At 42.3% G+C, this 20,949-nt stretch carries 22 protein-coding genes; all 22 read right to left on the minus strand.

Going from position 1 to position 20,949, the window contains the following annotated elements; genetic code table 11:
• Nucleotides 1–7: 7 nt before the first annotated feature.
• The 22 genes from NTX75_09430 to NTX75_09535 all read right to left on the minus strand — a co-directional run bounded on the left by NTX75_09430 (nt 8) and on the right by NTX75_09535 (nt 20,824).
• The gene (locus NTX75_09430) at nt 8–1,243 is read right to left on the minus strand and encodes a glycosyltransferase (GenBank protein ID MCX5816446.1); all 1,236 of its coding nucleotides are present in this window, start codon (nt 1,241–1,243) and stop codon (nt 8–10) included.
• Between the two features lie 190 nt (nt 1,244–1,433).
• Nucleotides 1,434–2,303, minus strand: a complete 870-nt coding sequence (locus tag NTX75_09435; protein ID MCX5816447.1) for a methyltransferase domain-containing protein — start codon at nt 2,301–2,303, stop codon at nt 1,434–1,436.
• Entirely contained in the window at nt 2,300–2,605 is a 306-nt protein-coding gene (locus NTX75_09440) for a hypothetical protein (protein MCX5816448.1), read from the minus strand. Before NTX75_09440 ends, NTX75_09435 begins: the two co-directional genes overlap by 4 nt.
• Entirely contained in the window at nt 2,602–2,925 is a 324-nt protein-coding gene (locus NTX75_09445) for a hypothetical protein (protein ID MCX5816449.1), read from the minus strand. Before NTX75_09445 ends, NTX75_09440 begins: the two co-directional genes overlap by 4 nt.
• On the minus strand, nt 2,922–4,745 hold the full coding sequence (locus tag NTX75_09450) for an LIC12162 family protein (GenBank protein ID MCX5816450.1): 1,824 nt from the start codon (nt 4,743–4,745) through the stop codon (nt 2,922–2,924). Before NTX75_09450 ends, NTX75_09445 begins: the two co-directional genes overlap by 4 nt.
• Nucleotides 4,746–4,792: 47 nt before the next feature.
• Nucleotides 4,793–5,839 (minus strand): hypothetical protein, encoded by a 1,047-nt coding sequence (locus tag NTX75_09455; protein ID MCX5816451.1) that lies wholly within the window; start codon nt 5,837–5,839, stop codon nt 4,793–4,795.
• A gap of 3 nt (nt 5,840–5,842) precedes the next feature.
• A complete protein-coding gene (locus NTX75_09460; GenBank protein ID MCX5816452.1) occupies nt 5,843–6,844 on the minus strand; it encodes an N-acetylneuraminate synthase family protein in 1,002 nt (333 codons plus the stop codon).
• A gap of 139 nt (nt 6,845–6,983) precedes the next feature.
• Complete coding sequence (locus NTX75_09465; GenBank protein MCX5816453.1) at nt 6,984–7,937, minus strand: radical SAM protein; 954 nt, start codon at nt 7,935–7,937, stop codon at nt 6,984–6,986.
• A 344-nt stretch (nt 7,938–8,281) separates the two neighbouring features.
• Nucleotides 8,282–8,776: a radical SAM protein gene (locus tag NTX75_09470; GenBank protein ID MCX5816454.1), complete on the minus strand. Its 495-nt coding sequence runs from the start codon at nt 8,774–8,776 to the stop codon at nt 8,282–8,284.
• Nucleotides 8,722–9,408, minus strand: coding sequence for a cobalamin-dependent protein (locus NTX75_09475; GenBank protein MCX5816455.1), 687 nt, complete (start codon nt 9,406–9,408; stop codon nt 8,722–8,724). The genes NTX75_09470 and NTX75_09475 overlap by 55 nt, the downstream gene beginning before the upstream one ends.
• Nucleotides 9,405–10,391: a radical SAM protein gene (locus tag NTX75_09480; protein ID MCX5816456.1), complete on the minus strand. Its 987-nt coding sequence runs from the start codon at nt 10,389–10,391 to the stop codon at nt 9,405–9,407. The genes NTX75_09475 and NTX75_09480 overlap by 4 nt, the downstream gene beginning before the upstream one ends.
• 7 nt (nt 10,392–10,398) lie before the next feature.
• Nucleotides 10,399–11,133, minus strand: a complete 735-nt coding sequence (locus NTX75_09485; protein MCX5816457.1) for a glycosyltransferase family protein — start codon at nt 11,131–11,133, stop codon at nt 10,399–10,401.
• Nucleotides 11,134–11,249: 116 nt separating this feature from the next.
• Complete coding sequence (locus tag NTX75_09490; protein ID MCX5816458.1) at nt 11,250–12,125, minus strand: radical SAM/SPASM domain-containing protein; 876 nt, start codon at nt 12,123–12,125, stop codon at nt 11,250–11,252.
• Nucleotides 12,126–12,284: 159 nt separating this feature from the next.
• Nucleotides 12,285–13,988: a carbamoyltransferase gene (locus NTX75_09495; protein MCX5816459.1), complete on the minus strand. Its 1,704-nt coding sequence runs from the start codon at nt 13,986–13,988 to the stop codon at nt 12,285–12,287.
• 3 nt (nt 13,989–13,991) lie between these two features.
• Nucleotides 13,992–14,702: a WbqC family protein gene (locus NTX75_09500; protein ID MCX5816460.1), complete on the minus strand. Its 711-nt coding sequence runs from the start codon at nt 14,700–14,702 to the stop codon at nt 13,992–13,994.
• A gap of 12 nt (nt 14,703–14,714) precedes the next feature.
• Entirely contained in the window at nt 14,715–15,344 is a 630-nt protein-coding gene (locus NTX75_09505) for a PIG-L family deacetylase (GenBank protein ID MCX5816461.1), read from the minus strand.
• Nucleotides 15,345–15,350: 6 nt separating this feature from the next.
• Nucleotides 15,351–15,653, minus strand: coding sequence for a transposase (locus tag NTX75_09510; protein ID MCX5816462.1), 303 nt, complete (start codon nt 15,651–15,653; stop codon nt 15,351–15,353).
• A 60-nt stretch (nt 15,654–15,713) separates the two neighbouring features.
• A complete protein-coding gene (locus NTX75_09515) occupies nt 15,714–17,435 on the minus strand; it encodes a hypothetical protein (protein MCX5816463.1) in 1,722 nt (573 codons plus the stop codon).
• A 329-nt stretch (nt 17,436–17,764) separates the two neighbouring features.
• The gene (locus tag NTX75_09520) at nt 17,765–19,153 is read right to left on the minus strand and encodes a radical SAM protein (GenBank protein ID MCX5816464.1); all 1,389 of its coding nucleotides are present in this window, start codon (nt 19,151–19,153) and stop codon (nt 17,765–17,767) included.
• A 25-nt stretch (nt 19,154–19,178) separates the two neighbouring features.
• Complete coding sequence (locus NTX75_09525; GenBank protein MCX5816465.1) at nt 19,179–19,895, minus strand: acylneuraminate cytidylyltransferase family protein; 717 nt, start codon at nt 19,893–19,895, stop codon at nt 19,179–19,181.
• A 26-nt stretch (nt 19,896–19,921) separates the two neighbouring features.
• A complete protein-coding gene (locus NTX75_09530) occupies nt 19,922–20,581 on the minus strand; it encodes a class I SAM-dependent methyltransferase (protein MCX5816466.1) in 660 nt (219 codons plus the stop codon).
• An 18-nt stretch (nt 20,582–20,599) separates the two neighbouring features.
• On the minus strand, nt 20,600–20,824 hold the full coding sequence (locus NTX75_09535; GenBank protein ID MCX5816467.1) for a hypothetical protein: 225 nt from the start codon (nt 20,822–20,824) through the stop codon (nt 20,600–20,602).
• Nucleotides 20,825–20,949: the final 125 nt, after the last annotated feature.

Raw genomic sequence — 20,949 nt, forward strand, 5'->3', positions numbered from 1 at the left:
ATACTTCTCACATCAGGGGTGAATTCCACCGGAATGGCGCTATTTTTTGCAATGGCGGCAAATTGATGAGTTCAAGGTATTTACCCACCTGGGCGTCGAGGGTGAATTTCTCCACAAAGCGCTGGTAAGCACTGGCCCCCATGTGCCCTAAGGTTTCTGGCTTATCCAGCAACTGCTTCCAGATTTCAGATAGTTCAACCGGGGCTGCACCCTTCAGCAGATACCCTGTCCGAAAGTGCTCTATGAGTTCCGGCACCCCTCCAACGGTGGTTGCAATGACCGCGCGCCCTGCACGCATAGCTTCGAGAACACACATGGGCATTCCTTCCACAATGGAAGTCAGCAGGATGGCGTCGTGTTGCAGGTACATTCCTTCGATGTCCCTGACAAAGCCCGTAAAACTAATCTGGTCGGAAACTCCAAGCTGTTTCGCCAGCTCGGTCAGTTCGTGCATATAGCCTTTTTCCGCCTCCTCTCCGACAAATGTAATCCGAATGTCTTTGAAACCCTGTCTGGCAAGAATCGCCAGGGCAAGAATAGAGAATTTCTGATTTTTTTCCTGACACAAATAACCTACCTGCAGGAATTCAAGCGGTTTTCCACATAGCGGGGGTAATGGGGGTGGAGCAATTGGCAAGCCATTATATATCGTTACCACATTGGCCTTTAGCTTACGGAGTTGAATTAGCGATCCTGCGACTGCATCCGATACAGCGACAAAACACCCCCGCCGTTCAATAATTCGGTCAATGAGCCATTCCAGGAGAAAGAACGGTTTTTGTGGAAGAGTTGCCAAACTGTGAACGAGATGAATTATCCTTATACCACCATGTGCTACAGCAGCAGCAACAGCCATGCGGCAAGCTTCGCCGCCTGGATAGCCACCGTTATTTATAAAAAGAATATCTGGCCTGTTTTTTCGAAAATAATTGAAAAAGCGCAGGAAAAGCAGCACCATCACAGGGAACCGCAGCAGTACGGAAAGAATTCTCCGTGGCAATATCATTACGGCCGAGGCAGTGCTGATGGCCCAATTACCTATGCTCGCTGGAGTTGTCCATGAATATTTACGCAGACTTACATTGGCCGGAAGGGGTTGATTCAGCAGGATGCTGGTGTTCAGATTGGTGTTGACCAGCAATTCAATGCGCAGACTCTGGAAATGTGGCAGGAGTTGGGCCAACACACGATCAGCGCCACCGGCAATATAGCCCTCCACCACTACAGTCATCAGCCTCGACATCTGTCCACCCGTTCGACAATATGAGCAGGCACACCAACTCCCACGAATTCAGGATGTGTGGAGCGCGCTCCAGTTTCTAACTTAAGGTTCCTGCCATAGTATTTCAGGTCTGTTTTGAGGCACTGGGTTTCGGAATAAGGGACCAGACGACGGATTAGCATAGCGATAGAACTAATGGACTTCCATATAATCATGTGCATTTTTTTCCAACATATAGAAGATTCGGGCTGAACCAAGCCGTTTCCATTCCCCCCTCCCTGAAAACAAGCCGAAAAACCACATTCAGCGCCATCTGCGCCACAATCATTATTCGCATTAAGAATTTTAAAATCAACCCAGGATTTTCAGCGGTGAATAGCCAGAAACTGAAGGTACCGGTGTATCCACTCCATTGTTCCTGTAATTTTCCCGACTCAAAGAGTTTTCGGAACTCTTTCAGCAGCATAATATTTAGATTGTGGAGCGGCAGCTGTGGTTTGTTGAAAAAATATGTCCACAACCAGTAAATACCCCGGAGGTTCGGGATCGAAATTACCAAGTGGCCACCGGGCTTGAGGAGAGATACATGGGCATTAACAATTTCCTCCGGGTTTTCGAAGTGTTCGATAAATCCTCTGGAAACCACCACATCGTATTTTTCGGAATGCCGGGATTGAAACTCCAAGGAAAGGAAGTCGGCAAAATGCACATTTTCCGAGTCATATCCTTGGCGTTCAAAATTAGCCTTGCAGATTTTTGCGCCGGAAGGTGTGTATTCAACCCCATGGGGCGTCAGACCAAATACCACGGCCATTTTCATGATGTGAGTCCCGGGGGCGCAGCCGATTTCCATGGCGTTCATCCCTTTACCCACATCCGACAGGCATCTTTCCAGGACTATGTCGAACAGCAGGTATTCATCATAGGATGTTGTGGCCATGCGGGTGACTTTTTCGCCGACCAATTTTTTGGTCAGGTCAGCAGCGCGCCTGTACAAGCTGTTCCTGTTATTATCTGTGCCGACGTTTAGGAATTCGTCCTTGTATCCCTTTTCCCAGTATTCCCGATCGGTAAGCCTCATCGGGGAATCCTTAAAAGCAGGCCGCGATAGCCTGCGGCATGGAATTGATATACGTGGTGGCGAGTGTCATTTCGATTTCTCAAGGCAGAACGCCGACCCTTGAATGATGTATGGAGCCCTACCCACGGCATCAACCTCTTGCGCATAGCAAAATTTCTCAATACATCAAACAGGTTTATCTCTATAGGAATGTTGTAGGCGATATTTGTGGTGTACTTGTTGAGCATCGCAGTAAACTGCTCGTGCCTCTCGATATGTTCGATGACATCAATCATAAGCACTATGTCGAAAAAACCTATCATCGCCTATCTGATCCAGTGCTCCCAACGTAGCACGTTGTAATATATGGGTTGTTTTTCTTCTGGGTGTTAACCATTTCTTCGGCGACATCCAGAACACTTGCAGAAACAGTATGCTCTCTGGCGACAAACCACTCACAGACCAGCATTCCCAGCACGCCAGCACCACCACCAATGTCGAGAATTTTTATGTGTGCTTGTTTGCTGTCGATAGTTTCGAAAAGTCTGGCAAGATAGTGCATCTTGTACGCACTATCTTCAGCATGAAGGTTCGGGTTTAATCTAGTGTACGTGCCGTCTGAATAAATTGTCTTGCTGCTCATTTCGCAAGCTGGTGTATTTTTGCATGCGTAGTTAGCAACCGTTTCATCGTCCGGACCGGAGTTTTTTCCGTCCTGGCATATTGGTCGCAGAACGTCTTACGTGCATCCTGCACTGTCTCACTTTCCCACCATTCACTAATATTATCCCAATGCAAAGAAACCATTTCTGCCGCCTGCTCAGGGGTATCAGCAAGGATGCCGGCGTTTTTCAGCGACTCATAGTAAGGTTTTGCGCTGGGCAAAAGATGGTCCAGCCCGCCATGCCAGAAGCACATTGTAGGGATGTTTAAGGCAAGGGTCTCAAGGATGCCTGCCGAATTATAAGAATGGACGACCACGCGACTTCGTGCAACCAGCTTACGGATAGGGGCATCACCGGTCTCAATGCGCATATGTGGACTAAAATCCTTCCAACGCTGCTCATCAGACCAGCGTAATTTTTTGTATACATGGTGGAGACGTACTGTCAGTTTTTGTTGGATGGTCTCTGGCAGCGCCGCAACAAAACGGAACTGCTCCTCTTGATAGATGCCGAATTCTAAATAGTCATCCCATAGGAGTTCGCATGAGACTAATAGTATCGGTGGGTGTAACTCAACCAACAATAAACCACCATCGGATAACCAATTTTGCGGTTTGCGACCAGCCACTGTGAAGACAAAGGCCGGAATGTTCCTATGGTTCCCGTTCGTCCATCCCCAGGTAAAAAACTTGTCACAAGTTACAATCTCCGGCCAATTTTGGCTTCCAAGCGATGTTCCGTAACCGGCACCATGCTGGCCTGTAAAATACGGACGACCTTCTTCGACCTTCAACGCGGTCCAGACTTTGAATATTTCGTCGGTATCAAAGTTATTCGAGGTAAGAATAAATCTCGGTTCCGCCGGCCAAGGCAAAGATTTGACCTGTTGAACCAGATAATCATAGCCTTCCAGATAACAGCTTGGGATAATTTCAGACAATTGGCAACGAACAAACCGCTCAAACCCTGTATAGTTTTTTGCATCAATACTAAAGCGCCGACGCGTTCCCGGATCAGGGACGAATTTCTCCAGCGTTGGGCTTTGCCATAATTGCGGACATTGTACAAATCCAAGTTGCAGCATAACTTCTTCTTTGAACGGCAGATAGCTATTAACAATAAAGGCGTCACGTTTCCTGCTGAATTTGGGCAGAATATATTTGGCTGTGTTTAAAATAAAACGCTTAGCACTTTGTTTCCACGCAACTTTGATATTTCCTTCTTGTACAAAACCACTTATGCCCTGGAGAGACACAGAATCAATATCTGTCTTTACATTCCCTAAAAAGTTTATAATTTTCGCGTAAAGAACATGATTCCATATATCATCACTACAGGCCCAGACGAAGGATAGTGAATCGTTTGTGGCAAGACTATAACCGGCGAAATCAAAAACCGTGGTGCCTGACACCCCATGATCCTTCAATACCTGCTTCAGCGTAAAATAGCGATTGAAAGTGACGGCAGCATACCTTTGAAGCCACTTGCCAAGCACAATGTTCCAATATCGTTCACTGTGCTGAGTCTTGTGAAACGTATTAAGTGCTTCTGTCACCTCTGCCAGAAGTTGCCTCGACAACTTATGAAAATAGGAGAGATCGCCCTCTCTCTGTCCAGGTTGGAAACCGTAAGGTTTAGCTACAACAGCATCCATGTTTGACCAGACATGCTTGCGATCATAAAATCGGCACCACTCGCCGAGGAACAACACAGGGCGATCAAACTTCCAGGAGCGTTCGTCGGCCGTGGTCACAAGGAAGCGTTTTGCGATTCTCATTTCTGTATCGGTATTATTCATCTCTGGATGCCGTGAGCTGATCCACACCGCTCACCTATTGCTATGACTTAATTGTGGGTAACCTTCAAGAAGGAGGGTATCTGGGGCTGCTGTATATTCAACAAAGATAATATTCGCTGCATTGCCCTGCCATCTACGATGCCGCGCGAGGCTTCAAATATAGACTGACGACTACTTCTGTTTTGTATATACAAATCAAGAGCTGCCTTTATTGCAGCGGGGCTCATTTTATCATTCCAAAGACCGATATCTATGCTACCTGTGAGCCGGGCATATTCGGCTGAGGTTTTTTTTTCGTGATCAATCGAAGGCACAACAATAACCGGCCGGCCCAGATAAGCGCATTCATAAAGCGTTCGGCCACCAGAGGTTATGATAATATCTTGCGATCCTACAAGTCCAAGAAAATCAGGAGGATTATTATATATCTGTCTTAAATTGTTTGAGCGTAATGTATTGTATAATTCTTTATACTCAACGAAAGTAGGCCCCAGTACAACGTTAAGCTTATAGTTAAGATCGTGTTCCAATAAGCAACTGACAATTTTTACGGTAAGCCCTGCGGGGTCGGATCCCCCCATGGTAATCATTACATTATGAACACTTTCTTTTATTGGCTCTACCTCCGGACAACGCTCCATAAGAAAATAGTCCGGACCCAATGCCAATTTTACATTTTTTGTGATATGTGGATATTTCTTAAATTCATCGACAAACGAGTCGTTAATCAATACATCCGGATAGCCAATGCATGACCCAACGATGTCGAATACGATCGTTTGTATGCGCTTAGACCGTGCATAGTCAAAAAAATCCGTATAGGGCGTTTCCTTGAGGTCGAATATCACCTTAACAGGAGAGTATTTTTCACTCAATTTAATTAACCGATCATTACTATCATCATCGATATCGATAATTTCAACTTCCATACCTTGATTTCGTACATACTCAATTCCGTCCTTATAGTCTTTCATAAGATAAATTATTTTGTATTCGTTCTCAAGTTGCGATGACAAAATGAGCGAACGCCTTACATGTCCCATTGAAACACCCCATACTCTCCCACCATCAACCCTGAACAGCACTGTTTTCATGTTTCAATAAATATCATCAAGTGTAATTAAATCCATTCGCATGATATCTCTTTTTAATTTCCGGCCATTAATTATTGGCCAATCGGTGACCCTGCTCTGGGCCGTTGAAGGGGCATAAAACACAACACCGTTTTCCTTCAATACGGTTCCGGCTTTAATATCTACTGCGGCATATATTCCTCGACGCTTAAAGAGTCGCGGCTGTGCTTCCTCAGGTGCAGGTTCTTTATGACCATGGCCAAATGCCTTTTCCAAATCGCGAATATTACTGACCAGCATTTTCAGACCAAGTGGGTCCATTGAACACTTTTGATCGGGACCGGGCAAAGACTTATCGATAGTAAAATGTTTCTCTATTACATTTGCACCCAATGCAACTGCTGCAAAAGGGATATGGATTCCTTCCGTGTGGTCCGAATATCCGACCGGACAGTCCAGTAACGTCTTCATAGTCTTGATTGCCATAAGATTACAGGCTTGCGGAGGGGTTGGGTAGCACGATACGCAATGCAACACAACGTAATCTCTGTTCCCTGACTCTTCTACCCATCTGACCGTCTGCAGCACCTCCTCAAGGTCGCTCATTCCCGAGGAAAGGATTATGGGCTTTTGTAGGGACGCCGCTCCTTGTATAAGGTCTTTGTAATTGAAGTCCATCGCGGCTATTTTTATAAGCTGCGGATTCTGTTTCCGTATGAACTCAAGGCTTATGAATTCTTCCGGAGTCGAGAACAAATTTATATCCCTCTGCCGTGCAAAATCCCAAATCTCCTGTTCCTTTTCCTGAGAAATCTCCGCATCGATGTCGTATTGGAAACCGGGATGGCTCGGATGCAGAAACTCTCGTGTGACAAAGGTTTGAATCTTGACAGCATCCGCGCCCGACTCCCATGCAGCAGCGACCATCTCCTTGGCAAGAGTCACATCGCCGTTGTGATTTATGCCTATCTCAGCGATTATATAGACGGGCTGCCCGTCACCGACGATCTTATTTCCTATGCGCATCGTTCTCATTTTCTCCTCGACGAACTTTTTAAAAAAAGTAAAGTTTTTTTATGTAACCGGACATTACTGATTTTTACTCAGCATTGTCCGGTTAGAAACTTGCATGTAATGAACAATTTATGTTCAAGAAGCACCTGCATTAGTATTTCTCGTTCAGTTCTCGAATTAGTGCCGGGATATCATATCGGTTCATGTCGCAGTCATTACACAACTTCAGGTCGATGAAGTTTCTTTCTGCGACGTTTTGTCGGATGCGGTTTATGATGTCGTTGTTCCATAAACTCCGCAATTTTCCCTTTTCATATTTCCCGTAGGTCATATTCATGGAGAAGTCGATGCAGCAAGCAGTTAGGTTCCCATTCCACGCGACCACAATTCGCGTCCACGGATTAGGACATGTAATGTTTTTCCTGTGTCGTGAAAGAAGAGTCTGCAGCTCCGTGGGCGCAAGGTGCTTTGCGTCGACCTGAGCGCCCTGGTTCATCACGAAGGAGATTTCGATTTCGTCCACATAGGGGCGAAACAGGTTCTTGAAATCATCCACATAGCGTTCGTTGATGTTCATCATGGTGTAAAGAACGGAAAGTCTCATTTTAGATTTCTTCTGTTTTTTAATTCGATCGACTGCAAGTACGTTATTATACACCTGTTTGAAATGTCCTCCGCATCGGATTTGAGAGTATATTTCCTCGTTATGGGCATCAATGGAAAACTTCAGGCTGTCGAGGCCAGCATCAATGATGCGTGAAACCATGCTCTCATTAAGTGTGTTTCCGTTTACATCCATGTAGGTGTATAAACCACCGGTTTGCTTTGAATGAATTATGAAATCCACTATATGAGGGTGCAGAATGGGTTCGCCTGTCGTGTGCAGTCCCACTTGATTTACGCCAAGCTCAATCGCCTCTGGCAAGATGTCTTTAAAAATATCGATGTCCATGAATCCTCTTGGTGTATCCATCGACTTGTTTGGGCACATCACGCACCGTAAGTTACATATATTGGTTGTCTCAACGTTTAAAGTGGTTGGATAAGCTTCTATCGATTCTTTAAAAAAAAAATTATCTAAGTTCCTCTTTACTATTTCTTTCATGTATTTCCTCGTTGGGTTTTATTCTTGCGTCTGATATAAAAGCACTAACATTTTGACAACTATATTTTCAAAAAAGTTGTCAGCGACTGCCACATCTTGCAACAAGGTATTGCCATCCGCTTTCTGTCCAATGGAGTATCCCTTAAACAGCCTCATTTTCATTGACATGTTTCGCTGTATGATTTGCCCGAGACACTTCCCTCAAAATATATTTCTTCCATTCTACAAGCTTCTCTGAGGGATACTTAGTAAGATTTATATTAATGCTATCTTGAAGTTTCAATTTCTCTATATACTCTATTTCATTCCGAATAATACCCTTTTCAATGCAGTCTATATAAAGTTTAGTACCGGGATATGGAGTTACAAAAAAACAGCTGATAATTTGTTGTAAACCCATTTTTAAGAAGAAAGTTTTTTGTCATTTCTATTGTCATGTTATCTTCGCTTGGCATTCCAATTATAAAAGTTGCATTAGATTTGATGCCACGTCTTCTAAGAGAATCAAAAAGATTTTCTGTCTTATCAAGGTCAATTCTCTTATTCATCTCATTTAAAATTACTGGACTGCCAGACTCCATCCCTACGCTTACACCAACCAGACCAGCGCCTTGTAATTCATCTATCATCTTTTCATCAAAAGAGTTAATAAATGCTTGAAATCTAAATTTTATATCTAAATTACACACTTTCTCGCAAAATTCATGTGTCCATCTTTTGTTTATTCCAAAATTATCATCCTCAAATGAAAATCTATCTATTTTATAAGTGTCTTTAATTAATCTTATTTCCTTAACCACTTCGTCGACCAGTCTATATCGAACTTTATTCCCTGAGATTCGGTAACAATATGCACACGAATTAGGGCATCCTTTAGAAGAATATATTTAAAAGCTACGCCCTGACTTCTTATAAAAATCAGTATAAATATGCATTGGGAATAATTCATAACAAGGCCGAGGTGTTTTAGTAATATCTGGGGATGAAGAATAAGAAGTAAAAAAATATCGTCATCTTCTTTTATTTTAATTCCTGAAACATTTCGTAAAGATGTTTCTGACTGTATAGCCTCTAACAATAACTCGATTGTTTTATCTCCTTCGCCGATAACAAAAATGTCAACACTCAGTTTTTTTAGAACAGAATCCGGGGCAGTCGTCGCAAGGCTGCCACCAAGAATTACTATGCAATCAGGTATTATAGATTTAACCATTTCGCTCAACTGAAGGATTCTTCCATAACTTGTAATCATTCCAGTGAGAAGAACTATATTAGACTTAGGCGTTATTCGATCAAGCAGTTTTATTTTATAATCATCGCCTAACCTTTCCGCATCAAAATCGACTACTTGCACATTGTGTCCCAACTGTTTAATTATTGATACAATAGTTGCAAGCCCCAGGGGAAAAGACAGAAAGAATTCATCGTGCCATTGTGGATTAATCGCGATACAGTTGAGTGAAGATATCATTTTCTTCCTTCAGGTTTGTCGCCAAGCTGTTCTATAGAGGGCCGATGGCACATCTTGCAACACGGTATTGTCATCCGCTTTCTGTCCAACTGTATCGCCCGGTATTTCTCCATCGGCTCACCCAGCCATATTTCCTTTATGGTCTGGTTGTTTAAATCACCTATTTTTGTGTGAAGGTTCCAGTCAGAAATGCATAAGGGTATTTCGCCATTCCACGTTACGGTAATCCTCTGCCAAGGGTATTGGCAAATAAACTCATGATCCTGTGGTACTTCCCTCAACGAATAGTCGTTTTCAGGGTCAAAATTAATCTTGTCGGTAAAATCCTTGAAATGATAATAGTATGCTTCAGGGTCATCCTTGATGTATGACCAAATCGCCTGAATCTTCATCAACGGTAATCCGTTTCCAACCAGATTTTTCAGATTATAAAATGCCTGTAGTTTTTCTGTTATGGATTTAAAAGTGCTTGGCGCCCGCAGACGATCGTAATGTATTTCTAATCCATCTACTGAAACGGTCAGGTAGTCGAGGCCGGCTCGTATTAAACCCTCCGCCAGTTCACCTTCCAACAGCCGACCATTTGTGATAAAGGAAACCTCTTTGATACCTCTTTTTTTTGCGTACGCTATCATATCCACGAGTTTCGGGTTGAGTGTCGATTCGCCCCTCCAGCTTAATCTAATAGAATAGAGCTCGTTTTCCGCACACTCATCAATTCCCTTCTTGTACAACTCAAAATCCATGTCCCCGTAATTTTTGGAATTGATATAAGGGCGAAAACACATCGGGCAATTCAAGTTACATCGAAAACTGGCCTCGAAGTCCACATGTAGCGGAAAAGGTGCAACATAATGCCATTTTGGATAACTAAACCATTGATAACGATTAACGCAATAATCTTTGAAAAAACGGCGGCGTTCTTCCCATAATCGCTCGCGATCGAAAGAATCCAAAGAAAACTGGTGATGGTTGATTTTCATTTCCTGTTCAGTTGTCAATATTTTCTCCAAATGTGCAATTTAATTTTTCGATCAGTTGCTTCAAATTGAAACCGAAGGGCAGGCTCCAATCATGAAAGAGGGTTCGTATATAATCCAAATCAGACCGAGTATCGATGGAAAGTTTAAATCGTGAGTAGTCCATTCCTAAACCATGATTATAATATCGAATTCGATACTGATCGTCCCTTTGAAGGAAATAATAATTAATATGCTCTTTCTCCCTTTGAAGAGATGCGAATTGAGCAGCCTCATGCAAAATTTTATAACTTAAAATTTCAATATCCATTCCCTCGGGGAAATTTGTGTGTTGCCTGTTACTTAGATAATCAATGTAGTCTTTATTCGCTATATAGTAACTGATCATATCATCAACAATCTGAGGATCTATGAGAGGACAATCAGAGGTAATCCTGACGATCACATCAAGATTAAATTTCCGTGATGCCTGATAAAAACGATCGAGGCAATCCGCCTCACTTCCTCGATAATATAGATACCCATTATCTTGTAGCCACTGTTCAAGGATATCGTCCTGGGGATTTATGGTTGTTGCAACAATAATTTTATGGGCATATTTGCATGCTGAAAGCCTGTCGAGCAGATAACCCAGGACACTCTTACCATCAATGAGTTCCATCATTACCTTTCCCGGCAATCGTGTGGAACCCATACGGGCTTGAACTATTATCCCGGATACCTGTTTAATATCTTGTGCAGACATCTATTACGATTTCACCTCTTATGAGAGAACGAATATCTCCTTTGATTAGCGAATTCTTTATAATACCAAAAACCTCAAACCTGTTTGAGTTGAAATTCATTGCATTGATTTCCTCACTAAAGGTAAAATTCCTTTTTCTCTGTTAGCCAGTCCGTTAAATCTCCTATAGATACCCAGACAACACAACTTTTACAAACTTCATACTTGTCATATTGCTTTTCTATTTGCGATCTTCTCGCATCTTTGACTTTGTTAGAATTCCATATCCCATTGATAGTTTGTTTATTTAAATCACCTACATTTATTTCTGTATTCCAATCAACGGAACAGAGGGTTGCCTCTCCATTCCAATTAATTACCAGGGCATACCACATGATTACACAGGGGTATCTCACCGGAGACGTTTCGTCCGTGACTGTCAAGCTTTTGATCTCACCGCTCCAGTTATGAATTCCTGTAACCTGAACCATATCAGCTATTCCTTGCCACTTATTAAAAAAATCCTTAATTTCTTCCTCTGATATATCACCGAACTCCATAATTTTAACTCTTACAAATGGATGACTGAGTCCCAGTTGCTTACGTCTTTCGTAAAATCGCCGAATTCTCGCCTCAACCTTTTCAAGACAATCGATGCCTTTATGTTTTTTATATGTCTCTTTCCATGCAGCATCCAAGCTAATGGTTATGTCATCAATTCCAGAATCCAGCAATTCATCGATAACCTTATCGGTCCAGCATAATGCATTTGTATTTACGTGTATTACTTTAGCCACATCTCTCTTCTTTGCATAACGGACCATATCCATAAACCGGGGATGAAGAAATGATTCCCCATCCTTATGGAAATTAAGCATCATTAGCTGATCATAATTAGAGATCTCATCAATAATGCGGGTGTACATTTCCCATGTCATAGAGCCAATTCCTTTGGTTGCCCTTTCACGAGGGCAATAAAAACATTTCAAGTTACATCTATTTGTTGGCTCAATATTTATAACATTGGGAAAGTTAGTATTAACGATACACTTAATCGTTTCAGGCTTGAGGCAAGTCAGCGTACCCCTTATATAATTATCGTTTAATACTCGATAATAGTCTTCAGTTGGTCCTCTTCCCGTATTGTCTCCGATATTATTTATGATAACATATTAAGATTTCGGTGATTTGACAATGCGATAATTACCCATGTAAAGCTCGTGTATCCCCGTTCCAAAAAAAGTTCTTATAGCATCTTTAGGGGTACAAACGATGGGCTCATCGTTATCATTGAATGATGTGTTCAACACAGCAGCAACCCCCGTGATCTTGCGAAATTCATCAATTAATTTCCAATAACGTAGATTGCTTGACCTTGTAACCGTTTGAATTCTTCCAGTACCGTCATTATGTACAACAGCAGGTATTATGTGATGTTTATCAATTTTTACCGGATATACCTTTTGCATGAACGGGCTTGGGGAATCTGAATAGAAATAATCCATCTGATATTCCGCCATGACTGATGGAGCAAATGGTCTATACCACTCACGATGTTTAATCAGGCGGTTAATTTTATTTTTCATATCCGGGTCACGCGGGTCAGCCAAAATTGAGCGGTTCCCTAAGGCACGTTGTCCAAACTCCATCCTTCCCTGGAACCATCCAATCACCTTATTCTCCGATATCGATTTCGCCGCTTCTCTTTCCGGATTCTCCAGATACTCATACGATACGAGTGAATCATCGAGGGCGGCTTTAATCTCAGGGTCAGAAAAACCTGGTCCCCAATAATCATGTTCCATTACGAAGCAACGTTCTTTACCCATAACGTGGTGCCAATAATAATAACATGCCCCCATTGAACAACCCGCATCGTCAGCGCTTGATTTCACCCATACCTTAGAAAATGGCGATTCAAAAAGTATTCTACCATTCATCTTGCTGTTCATAGCGACACCACCAGCCAAGCATAGCGTATCCAAACCCGTTAGACTTGCAAGATACTCACACATTTCGAGGAGAACATCTTCGACACGCTTCTGGAAACTGTTCGCAATATTAATATGTTTCTGGGTAATTTCTTCATCAGGATACCGTTCGGGACCAAATAAATCAATAAATTCATCAGAATATCGCCTTGGACTCCATATATAATATGTGAAATAATCCAGATCAATGCGCAATTCACCTTTTTTCTTATCAAACCTGATAATCTTTTTAAACTGATCATAGTACTCTGGCTCACCATAGGCTGCAAGCCCCATCACTTTCCATTCATCACTATTGGCCCTGAATCCTAAATATTGTGTGATCGCCGCAAATACCTGCCCCATAGAATGTGGGAAAAGAGTCCTTCCTATTGAGCGTAATCGGTTTCCTTCACCGATAAAAAATTGATGTGTTATATCATCGCCATAAGCGTCTATTGTCAAAACAGCGGCCTTTTCGTAAGGGGATGTGAAAAAAGCACCGGCTGCATGAGACGAATGGTGTGGAGCGAAATGTATATTAATTTCCCCCTCAATAAAAGCAACTTTTTCTTCCATATAAGTGATTCGTTTATTACTCTTGTTCCCTCCGACATGGCGCAAAAGATTGTTTGGAATGTAGTGGAGAAAATTTTTGTGGTACCTTACTGCTGCAGAGGAATCCTGGGGTTCAAGTTCATGGCCGGGATTCCATGCAAAGACCACGCATCCGATATCCTTCAAACCTACACCTGCAGCTTTTAAACAATAATTCACGGCCCTTGTCGGGTATGCATCGGAAAACTTAATTCTGTCGAACCGTTCCTCGCGTGCAGCCGCAATTAACTGCCCATCTTTAATGATTGCCGCAGCAGAGTTGGAGTCATTTAAACCGAGAATGAACATAGCCTAACCTTCCTCTCTTTTTCCTTGTCCCTTGATTGTTTCTAAGCTTTTCTCACCACAATTAAAAAGCAAATCAAGGGTAGACATATAGGGGGTGAATTTTTGGCATAACTGATTATAGTTAGGTGTTACATAATCAAGCCATTCGATATAAACACCTTTCTCTTGAAAATCTTCCTGTCTCAGATAATCTCTGCCAGAATATCCGCATAAATATATATATGCATGTTCTAAAATACATATCTGTAAAATCAATTCGGAAGCCTTGTATTCATCAACGTTCAACTGTGAAGAGTAAATCATGGGGGTCATAATTCCCAATGCGTCTCTGAAGAATTCTATCATTGCCATATTAAAATCAATAAGATACCCATAGTCCTTTGCACTAACAATGTTTTCCATCTGATTATAATAGTTTTTGAAGTAGGGGGCTTTACTGTAATTACGAACGATATTCTTTAGAAGTTTTTCTTTCCATTTCTGCGTATTGTCAATTTCAACATCTTTAATTGCCTGGGTATACCTGCCTTTCGAAACAACGGGAACACCGATAAATGATATTTCTCCATTAGGGGAAACAATCCGGTTACGGTTTTCAAAATACCGTTTTTTAAATTGCACATGATCAAATACAACATAAAGGTCTGCCAAGACCATCTTATTGAAAAACCCAAGCCATGGTAGAAATTCAGGCTGATGAATGGCTAATTTCATAAAGATAACATTCTATTTCCAAAACATTTTCACAATTCGAAATGTTTCTGCGTACATCACGTTTACCTTAGCGCCAGAGGCCATATTCTGCCTTTTTACAAAATCTATCCATGAATAGTTGACGTTCTTCATCTCAGATTCAAACAATTCTAAAAGCTCAACCTTCTGTTCGATATAATCGGATATGTCAGAATAGTAATTGTCATCCTGGGTATTATCCATAATATACCAGTTACTTCGATATAAAAATACTTCGTCACACTTCCTGCATGCACGCATGGAAACAAACCCTATCGCAGCGTGGTCTGCATGACTATCGTTGGGTTGATGAGTGTAAACACGGTCAGGCTTTAGTCTGTCTACGATCTCTTCAATCTCCTGAACAAGTTTTTCGGTAGAAACTAAAGTAATTGGTTCTTTGTCACAACAGATTAATGTGGCCCCTAAAACGTGGGCACTCCTTTTACCCTCTGCTCTTGCAACTGCCTTCTCTCTGTTTAAACCTTTCGTAGAACTCTCATAGGCAGAATGGGTAACAACGAGAAGATAAATCTCGTCACCTTTTTCTCTATGCTTAATGAGTGTCCCGCCGCAACCCAATTCTATGTCGTCAAAATGTGCACCAATAGCTAATATCTTCATAAGCAATCACTCCATTGTTAATGACCACCGCCTGAGGTGGTGGCATGGATTATGTCCTGAAAGGTACCATGGGTTTGTTGTCTCACGCTTCAGGCGGGTAAGCTCCATTTCCTCTCCGATAACCGGTCTTTGTTTCCTGTTGGTATTTAATGTACCTTCCTTCGCTATCTTAACCCAATGAGCTAAAGTTAACTTGGGGATTGATAATCTGCGCCCAATCTCCGGTATGGTCAATTGGCCCTCCGTAACCATTTTCACTGCTTCCTCTTTGAACTCCTTTGTGAATACACTTTTTGGAACCCTTTCCATTCTGACACCTCCGTCTTTTTACTGTACATCGACTTTGGTGTCCACTAAAAGCATCTTACATCACATCTTGCAGGAATCGACCCTGTAAAAACAATCGCTGACTTGATTTTCTTTCATGTATTTATCAACAGCCGCCTGTAATGCAGCATCAACATTATGATGTGAACTTATTTCATCGATAAAATCTTCGATAAAAGACCCAACCCGGCTTGATGCATTGAAATCATCGAAATAATTATATAACTTTCTCCATCGGGAAAAATCTCCTATAGCGGCGTCTCCTTCACTGGCCCTTATAATCGCCGCCTCAACTTCATCAAGGTTTCGGAAGATAAATTTTTGTTCCCTGTCTTTATAAAATGGATGATTATGCCACCCCGCGCAATCCCAGTGGATAGTTTTATAGCCATGCACGGCAGCGATGATTCCCGCGGAATTCAAACCATAACAGACCGACAGATCGGCTTGGGATGCGGCCGTAACGGGAGAAGTTGAGGACGGCAGCACTCGCGCCCTGTCCGATGCCATTAGATGTTTTATTTTTTGCACAATCAGATTGCCAGCAGGAAGATTTTCTAAACCATCTACACCCCAGTCCTTACTTTTCACGATGAGTCCCCAGGATGGTTGTTTTTCCAACAACTCAAGGATACGCAGATACAAGAGCGATAACGTCTCCTCTGTCTGATGGATATTATAGGCTGCTGCTGAGTCAAACAGGGTAATTATGAAATCAACCTCTCTGGGGAACGATTTAATTCCTGCATCATTGTCATCGCCAACAATCCACAGCCCGGAGGGCAGGATGTATTTACAAGTATGCCCCCCTTCTTGAATAACGGAATAAAGAGCGTCACCCCAAACGAAAAAGGCATGGAATGGAAAAAGATGAGTCGGTCTCGCAATGGTTGGAGAATGAGACCAATGGAAATTGAGCAAAATCCCCCCTGCATCTTCCATTGCCCTCGCCCACATATCCTGTAACCATGATGTATCGTGATGCTGGATCAGGACTCGTACCTGAAACTTCTTGAAAACAATCCTGTATATTAAATAATAAAAATGATTTAAAAAGAACAGGTAGGCAAGAATCAAGGGGTAATCATTAATGTCCTTAAAAAGACGCTTCATGGTACCCACAATTTGATTGAGACTTATCCCGCTCATTTGCAAGACAGGGAGAAAATGGGCGTAAACCCATTTGTTTCCGCGTTCTTCCATGGTCTGGATTGTATTTTTTGTGGTACCGCTTCCGAAAAGGAAATGAACGATTTCAATCTTATCTCGGTCCACACCATCCTGCCAGAAGCAGAAATCTAAAAAGTTAGAATTAACATATCCAACCCAAACGGCCGGCTTAGATTCCTTGATGTTCGTAAAAACGCCCCTATAAAAAACTTTCCCATAAAGGATTATTGCGAAATATGCAAACAACTTCAAAATGGTACCAACATTTTCACCGACTATCCCCGATTCCTTGATGATCAACCCATGCTGTTCATAGAACCTTCTTATAAAGGCATTTAGTGAATGTCTACGAATATAGATTTTGTGTTCTGCCTCCTTCGACATCCCTTTCGCATCTATTTTTTCTCTGACCATGTTGATGAAGGTAATCCGAGAGCCAATACTGCCACACAGGTAACACTTCACCATGTTCTTTAATCGAATATCTTCCGTTAATCCATATTGATTGCATATATCATCAAGGCATTGATCGAGCTCGTCACGTATCACGTAGGCAAGAGTTGATTTCCCAATATCACTTCTATCATGTGTCAAAAAGGCTTTCTGAAATATTCTGCTGAGTTCAAACTGATCAAGAATTCTCAAGAAGTGCATCGGGAAGGGTGAGACCATTTTCTCGTCATAATACACAATCACTTTGGTGAAAAGGGATCTTAGGATAAAGGAAATAATATCAACAAGTCCGATCTGCTGGATCCAGATAATGGAAGTCCTTCTCATATATTATTAGCCAACAGGAACACAGATCTTTTTCTCTAAGATAACAAATCTGTCCGCTTTGCGCATATCATCCGATATCCAATCCGTCTTTGCTAAGTGATTCCACCCAATATATTCTTTTCCGGCAACGTCGCATCAGGTCTTCAAGATTGACGAAATCCTCGGAAATCTGAATCTTTTTCAAGATATAGACGTTGGGCCTGTTTTATGACACCTTCACATTTCTTGCGGAAATAATTCTCCACAAGACGTGAGTTTGCCTCCAGCAGGCAGCGATGGAACTCGTCATCGTCCATCTCTGTATAATTCACAGACAGTAGGTCTGAGTTCACATGCTTATTCTCGTAGAAATCTTCTACATTCTGTAGAAGCCCTTTTTCAATAGCATCGTCGTATAGTGGGGATCCTGGATATGGCGTAACGGGCCGGATGGTCCTCATCTGGGAGCCATCATCGTACTTCAACAGGAACTCCACCCCTTTGTTTAGGGTCTCCCCACTGTCGCCAATATTTCCGAAAATGATATTGAAACCGGGACTTATCCCCGCCTCAAGCGTCGCCTCTATACCCTTAACAATTTGCTTTGTTGTCAAGGATTTCTTCATATTCTTCAATACCGTATCATCCATGGCTTCGATGCCATAATTGATAAAAACACAACCCGCCTTTTTCATTAGTTTCAGTAATTCTGGCTTCGCATAATTCAGTCTCCCGTTGCAAAACCACTTTATATTCAGCCCAGCCTTCAGAAAATCCTCACAGAGAGAAGTCGTTCTTTCAATAGAACTCATCAGAAGCTCATCTGAAAACGTGATGTAGGTTGCGCCGTAGTCAAGTTTCAGCATCCTGATTTCCTCGATGATGCCCTCGCTGCTCCTGGGCCTGAACCCTGTATCCATCCTGTAACAGAATGTGCATTTGAACGTGCACCCTCTGCCCGATAGCACCGGAAGAAGAAAATCCGTACTGGATGCATGTGGCAGTCTCAACAGCCTGTAATAGTCCATAGGGAACAATTCGTACGCCGGGAGCGGAATGGAATCAATATCTTTGATAAGAGGCCTCCTCTCATTGACAATAATTTTATCTCCTTCTCTATAGGCTATCCCCTTAATCCCATTTAGCGCCGCGCCGTTTTTTACGGTCTGCATCGTTTCGGCGATCGTCGCCTCTCCTTCCCCGATAACGGCAATGTCGGCACCAGTCTTCTTTAAAAAATATTCCGGCGCAGGAGAAGGTCCCGAACCGCCAAGGATATAAAGCGGCCTGTTTTTTGATCTGCTGATCGCTTCGGATATTTCGAGTAATTTCCTGTACTGGTAATATCCGGCTATTACGCCGACGCCTACAACGTCAAACTTTCCCCTGTTCAAATATTCTGTCAGATGCTCTTCCGGATAATGATGCTTGTCCTGATTATAGATTTCAACCTGATATCCTTCCTTCAGCAGGACAGCGGCTATATACCCCAACCCCTGTGGGAACCAGTTTATGTATGACCCGTTATCGTACGAAACGATCAGTATTCTCATCCTGAAATATCTCCGTTTTGCCGCATTATTTCTTATCTCCTGGCGCGGCGTTCCTTTTTCTCAGGTACTCCGATATCTTTTCCAGATCCTCGGGAGTGTCAACGTCCATGCTTCTTTCTTCCGGCATTACATAAGGAATGGTCCTATCTGCAAGAAGGCTTTTATTTTCAAGAAATATGTTTGTATAAATGATAAATATCGCCCCGTTAGGGTAATAGCACTTCGGCAGTTCCTGCCGGCATCTGAAAGGGGCTTTATTGTCTAAAACACCTTTCAACAACCCTTTATTGTTAAGGACAAATGCCTTTAATGGTGAATGTGAAGGTTCGTAGACGCTTATCAGAGCTTCAGCCTTCCTGTCCATTAAACTTGTGAAGGCACTGTCGATGTCACTTGAGTCTCTCAACGGAGACGTCGGCTGAAGGAGCGCAAACATATCAAACATCTCCCCTGTTTCTTTCAGTTGAGACAATACATTGCTGATAAGCGGCTCGCATGGCGCAATATCTGTCGCAAGCTCTTCAGGTCTTTTCAGAATATCCGCTCCAAGCTTCTGTGATATTTCTAGAATCTCCCCGTCTTCAGATGAAACTACCACCTTTGATATGTAGCGAGAGTGCAGGGCGGCTTCAATAGTATATGCGATAAGCGGCCTTCCGTTTACATCCGCGATGTTTTTCCTATGTACGCCTTTGCTTCCGCCCCTGGCCGGAATGATCGCCAATATTTTATTTTCCTGCATTATTTACCCCGGTTTAATTGAAGCGATTATGATTTCTCCATAAAAGAAATAGCGTGAGAATATGGCAGCTTCTGTATTCTTATTTTCTCAGCGCTGAAAAAATCATCTACCGCCTTGTTGGCGCCTGGAAAAGCGCCATAATCGTCAAGGATAACAATTCCGCCTCTTACGACATGCGGGTAAAGCACCTCAAGCGCCATCTTTGTGGGCTCGTATAAATCCACATCGATATGGAGCAGTGATATTTTTATGTGGTAATTATTTTCTACATATTCGGGGATTGTCTCAAGAACGTTTCCTTTAATCAGTTCGATGTTCTGATAAAGTTCCAATCTTTTTAATATGGCAATCAGTTTTTCTTTTGATATCCCCTTACTGCCAGCCTCATTGATAAACTGGTCACGTTTCTTTTTATCTAAATCATATCCTGCCTCCGGAAATTCTCCAAACACGTCAAATGCAATTATTTTTTTACTGAATGGATTATTAAAAAGAGCTCTGAATTTTATCCATCTACTTAGAGAAACTCCCTTAAAGACTCCACATTCAACGATATCACCTGCGAGATGAGAGACTTTTCTAAAAAGATCCATGTGCGTCGCAAATTTGCTGATCCTATCCACAGACGAGGTCAGATAGAATCCGTTCTCGTACTCAAATGCCCTATCCATTTTAATGTTTTCCATAAGTTGCCCTCACCTCCCTTAAATATCTGAACTTAATCCTGCCATGCTTCTCAAATCATTATAATGAAGGTCTTTACACTCGATTACATCTTTAAAGAACAATTTTGCCAATGTTTCTTTGTTATGCTCACCAATATCCTGAATGCTGAACGTTTCCTCAGAGCTTTGATATTTTCTAAGGAATTCCCCAATATCCGTTGGACAGGTTATAGTGTTTGCCCATCTTATGGGTACTGTCAACATAATTGTGTAAATTTTTTATAGAGGGGCAAATTAGGACGTACCTTCCCTATTTTCGTTGTTCTCCAGTTCATCTCCATCTTCAGTGAGATAAATGCCAGGAGCAGGTAACAGGCATTCTCTCCGGC

It is taken from the genome of Pseudomonadota bacterium, from assembly GCA_026388315.1.
Lineage (GTDB): Bacteria > Desulfobacterota > Syntrophorhabdia > Syntrophorhabdales > Syntrophorhabdaceae > MWEV01.

Excerpts from the sequence above, each read along its gene's own strand:
- NTX75_09435 (MCX5816447.1), bottom strand. The coding sequence starts at position 2,303 with ATGAGGCTTACCGATCGGGAATACTGGGAAAAGGGATACAAGGACGAA.
- NTX75_09520 (MCX5816464.1), bottom strand. The coding sequence starts at position 19,153 with ATGAGAATACTGATCGTTTCGTACGATAACGGGTCATACATAAACTGG.
- NTX75_09430 (MCX5816446.1), bottom strand. The coding sequence starts at position 1,243 with ATGTCGAGGCTGATGACTGTAGTGGTGGAGGGCTATATTGCCGGTGGC.
- NTX75_09510 (MCX5816462.1), bottom strand. The coding sequence starts at position 15,653 with ATGGAAAGGGTTCCAAAAAGTGTATTCACAAAGGAGTTCAAAGAGGAA.
- NTX75_09465 (MCX5816453.1), bottom strand. The coding sequence starts at position 7,937 with ATGAAAGAAATAGTAAAGAGGAACTTAGATAATTTTTTTTTTAAAGAA.
- NTX75_09485 (MCX5816457.1), bottom strand. The coding sequence starts at position 11,133 with ATGTCTGCACAAGATATTAAACAGGTATCCGGGATAATAGTTCAAGCC.
- NTX75_09455 (MCX5816451.1), bottom strand. The coding sequence starts at position 5,839 with ATGAAAACAGTGCTGTTCAGGGTTGATGGTGGGAGAGTATGGGGTGTT.
- NTX75_09525 (MCX5816465.1), bottom strand. The coding sequence starts at position 19,895 with ATGCAGGAAAATAAAATATTGGCGATCATTCCGGCCAGGGGCGGAAGC.
- NTX75_09445 (MCX5816449.1), bottom strand. The coding sequence starts at position 2,925 with ATGAGCAGCAAGACAATTTATTCAGACGGCACGTACACTAGATTAAAC.
- NTX75_09530 (MCX5816466.1), bottom strand. The coding sequence starts at position 20,581 with ATGGAAAACATTAAAATGGATAGGGCATTTGAGTACGAGAACGGATTC.
- NTX75_09480 (MCX5816456.1), bottom strand. The coding sequence starts at position 10,391 with ATGAAAATCAACCATCACCAGTTTTCTTTGGATTCTTTCGATCGCGAG.
- NTX75_09505 (MCX5816461.1), bottom strand. The coding sequence starts at position 15,344 with ATGAAGATATTAGCTATTGGTGCACATTTTGACGACATAGAATTGGGT.
- NTX75_09460 (MCX5816452.1), bottom strand. The coding sequence starts at position 6,844 with ATGCGCATAGGAAATAAGATCGTCGGTGACGGGCAGCCCGTCTATATA.
- NTX75_09440 (MCX5816448.1), bottom strand. The coding sequence starts at position 2,605 with ATGATAGGTTTTTTCGACATAGTGCTTATGATTGATGTCATCGAACAT.
- NTX75_09495 (MCX5816459.1), bottom strand. The coding sequence starts at position 13,988 with ATGTTCATTCTCGGTTTAAATGACTCCAACTCTGCTGCGGCAATCATT.
- NTX75_09500 (MCX5816460.1), bottom strand. The coding sequence starts at position 14,702 with ATGAAATTAGCCATTCATCAGCCTGAATTTCTACCATGGCTTGGGTTT.
- NTX75_09475 (MCX5816455.1), bottom strand. The coding sequence starts at position 9,408 with ATGATATCTTCACTCAACTGTATCGCGATTAATCCACAATGGCACGAT.
- NTX75_09535 (MCX5816467.1), bottom strand. The coding sequence starts at position 20,824 with ATGTTGACAGTACCCATAAGATGGGCAAACACTATAACCTGTCCAACG.
- NTX75_09450 (MCX5816450.1), bottom strand. The coding sequence starts at position 4,745 with ATGAATAATACCGATACAGAAATGAGAATCGCAAAACGCTTCCTTGTG.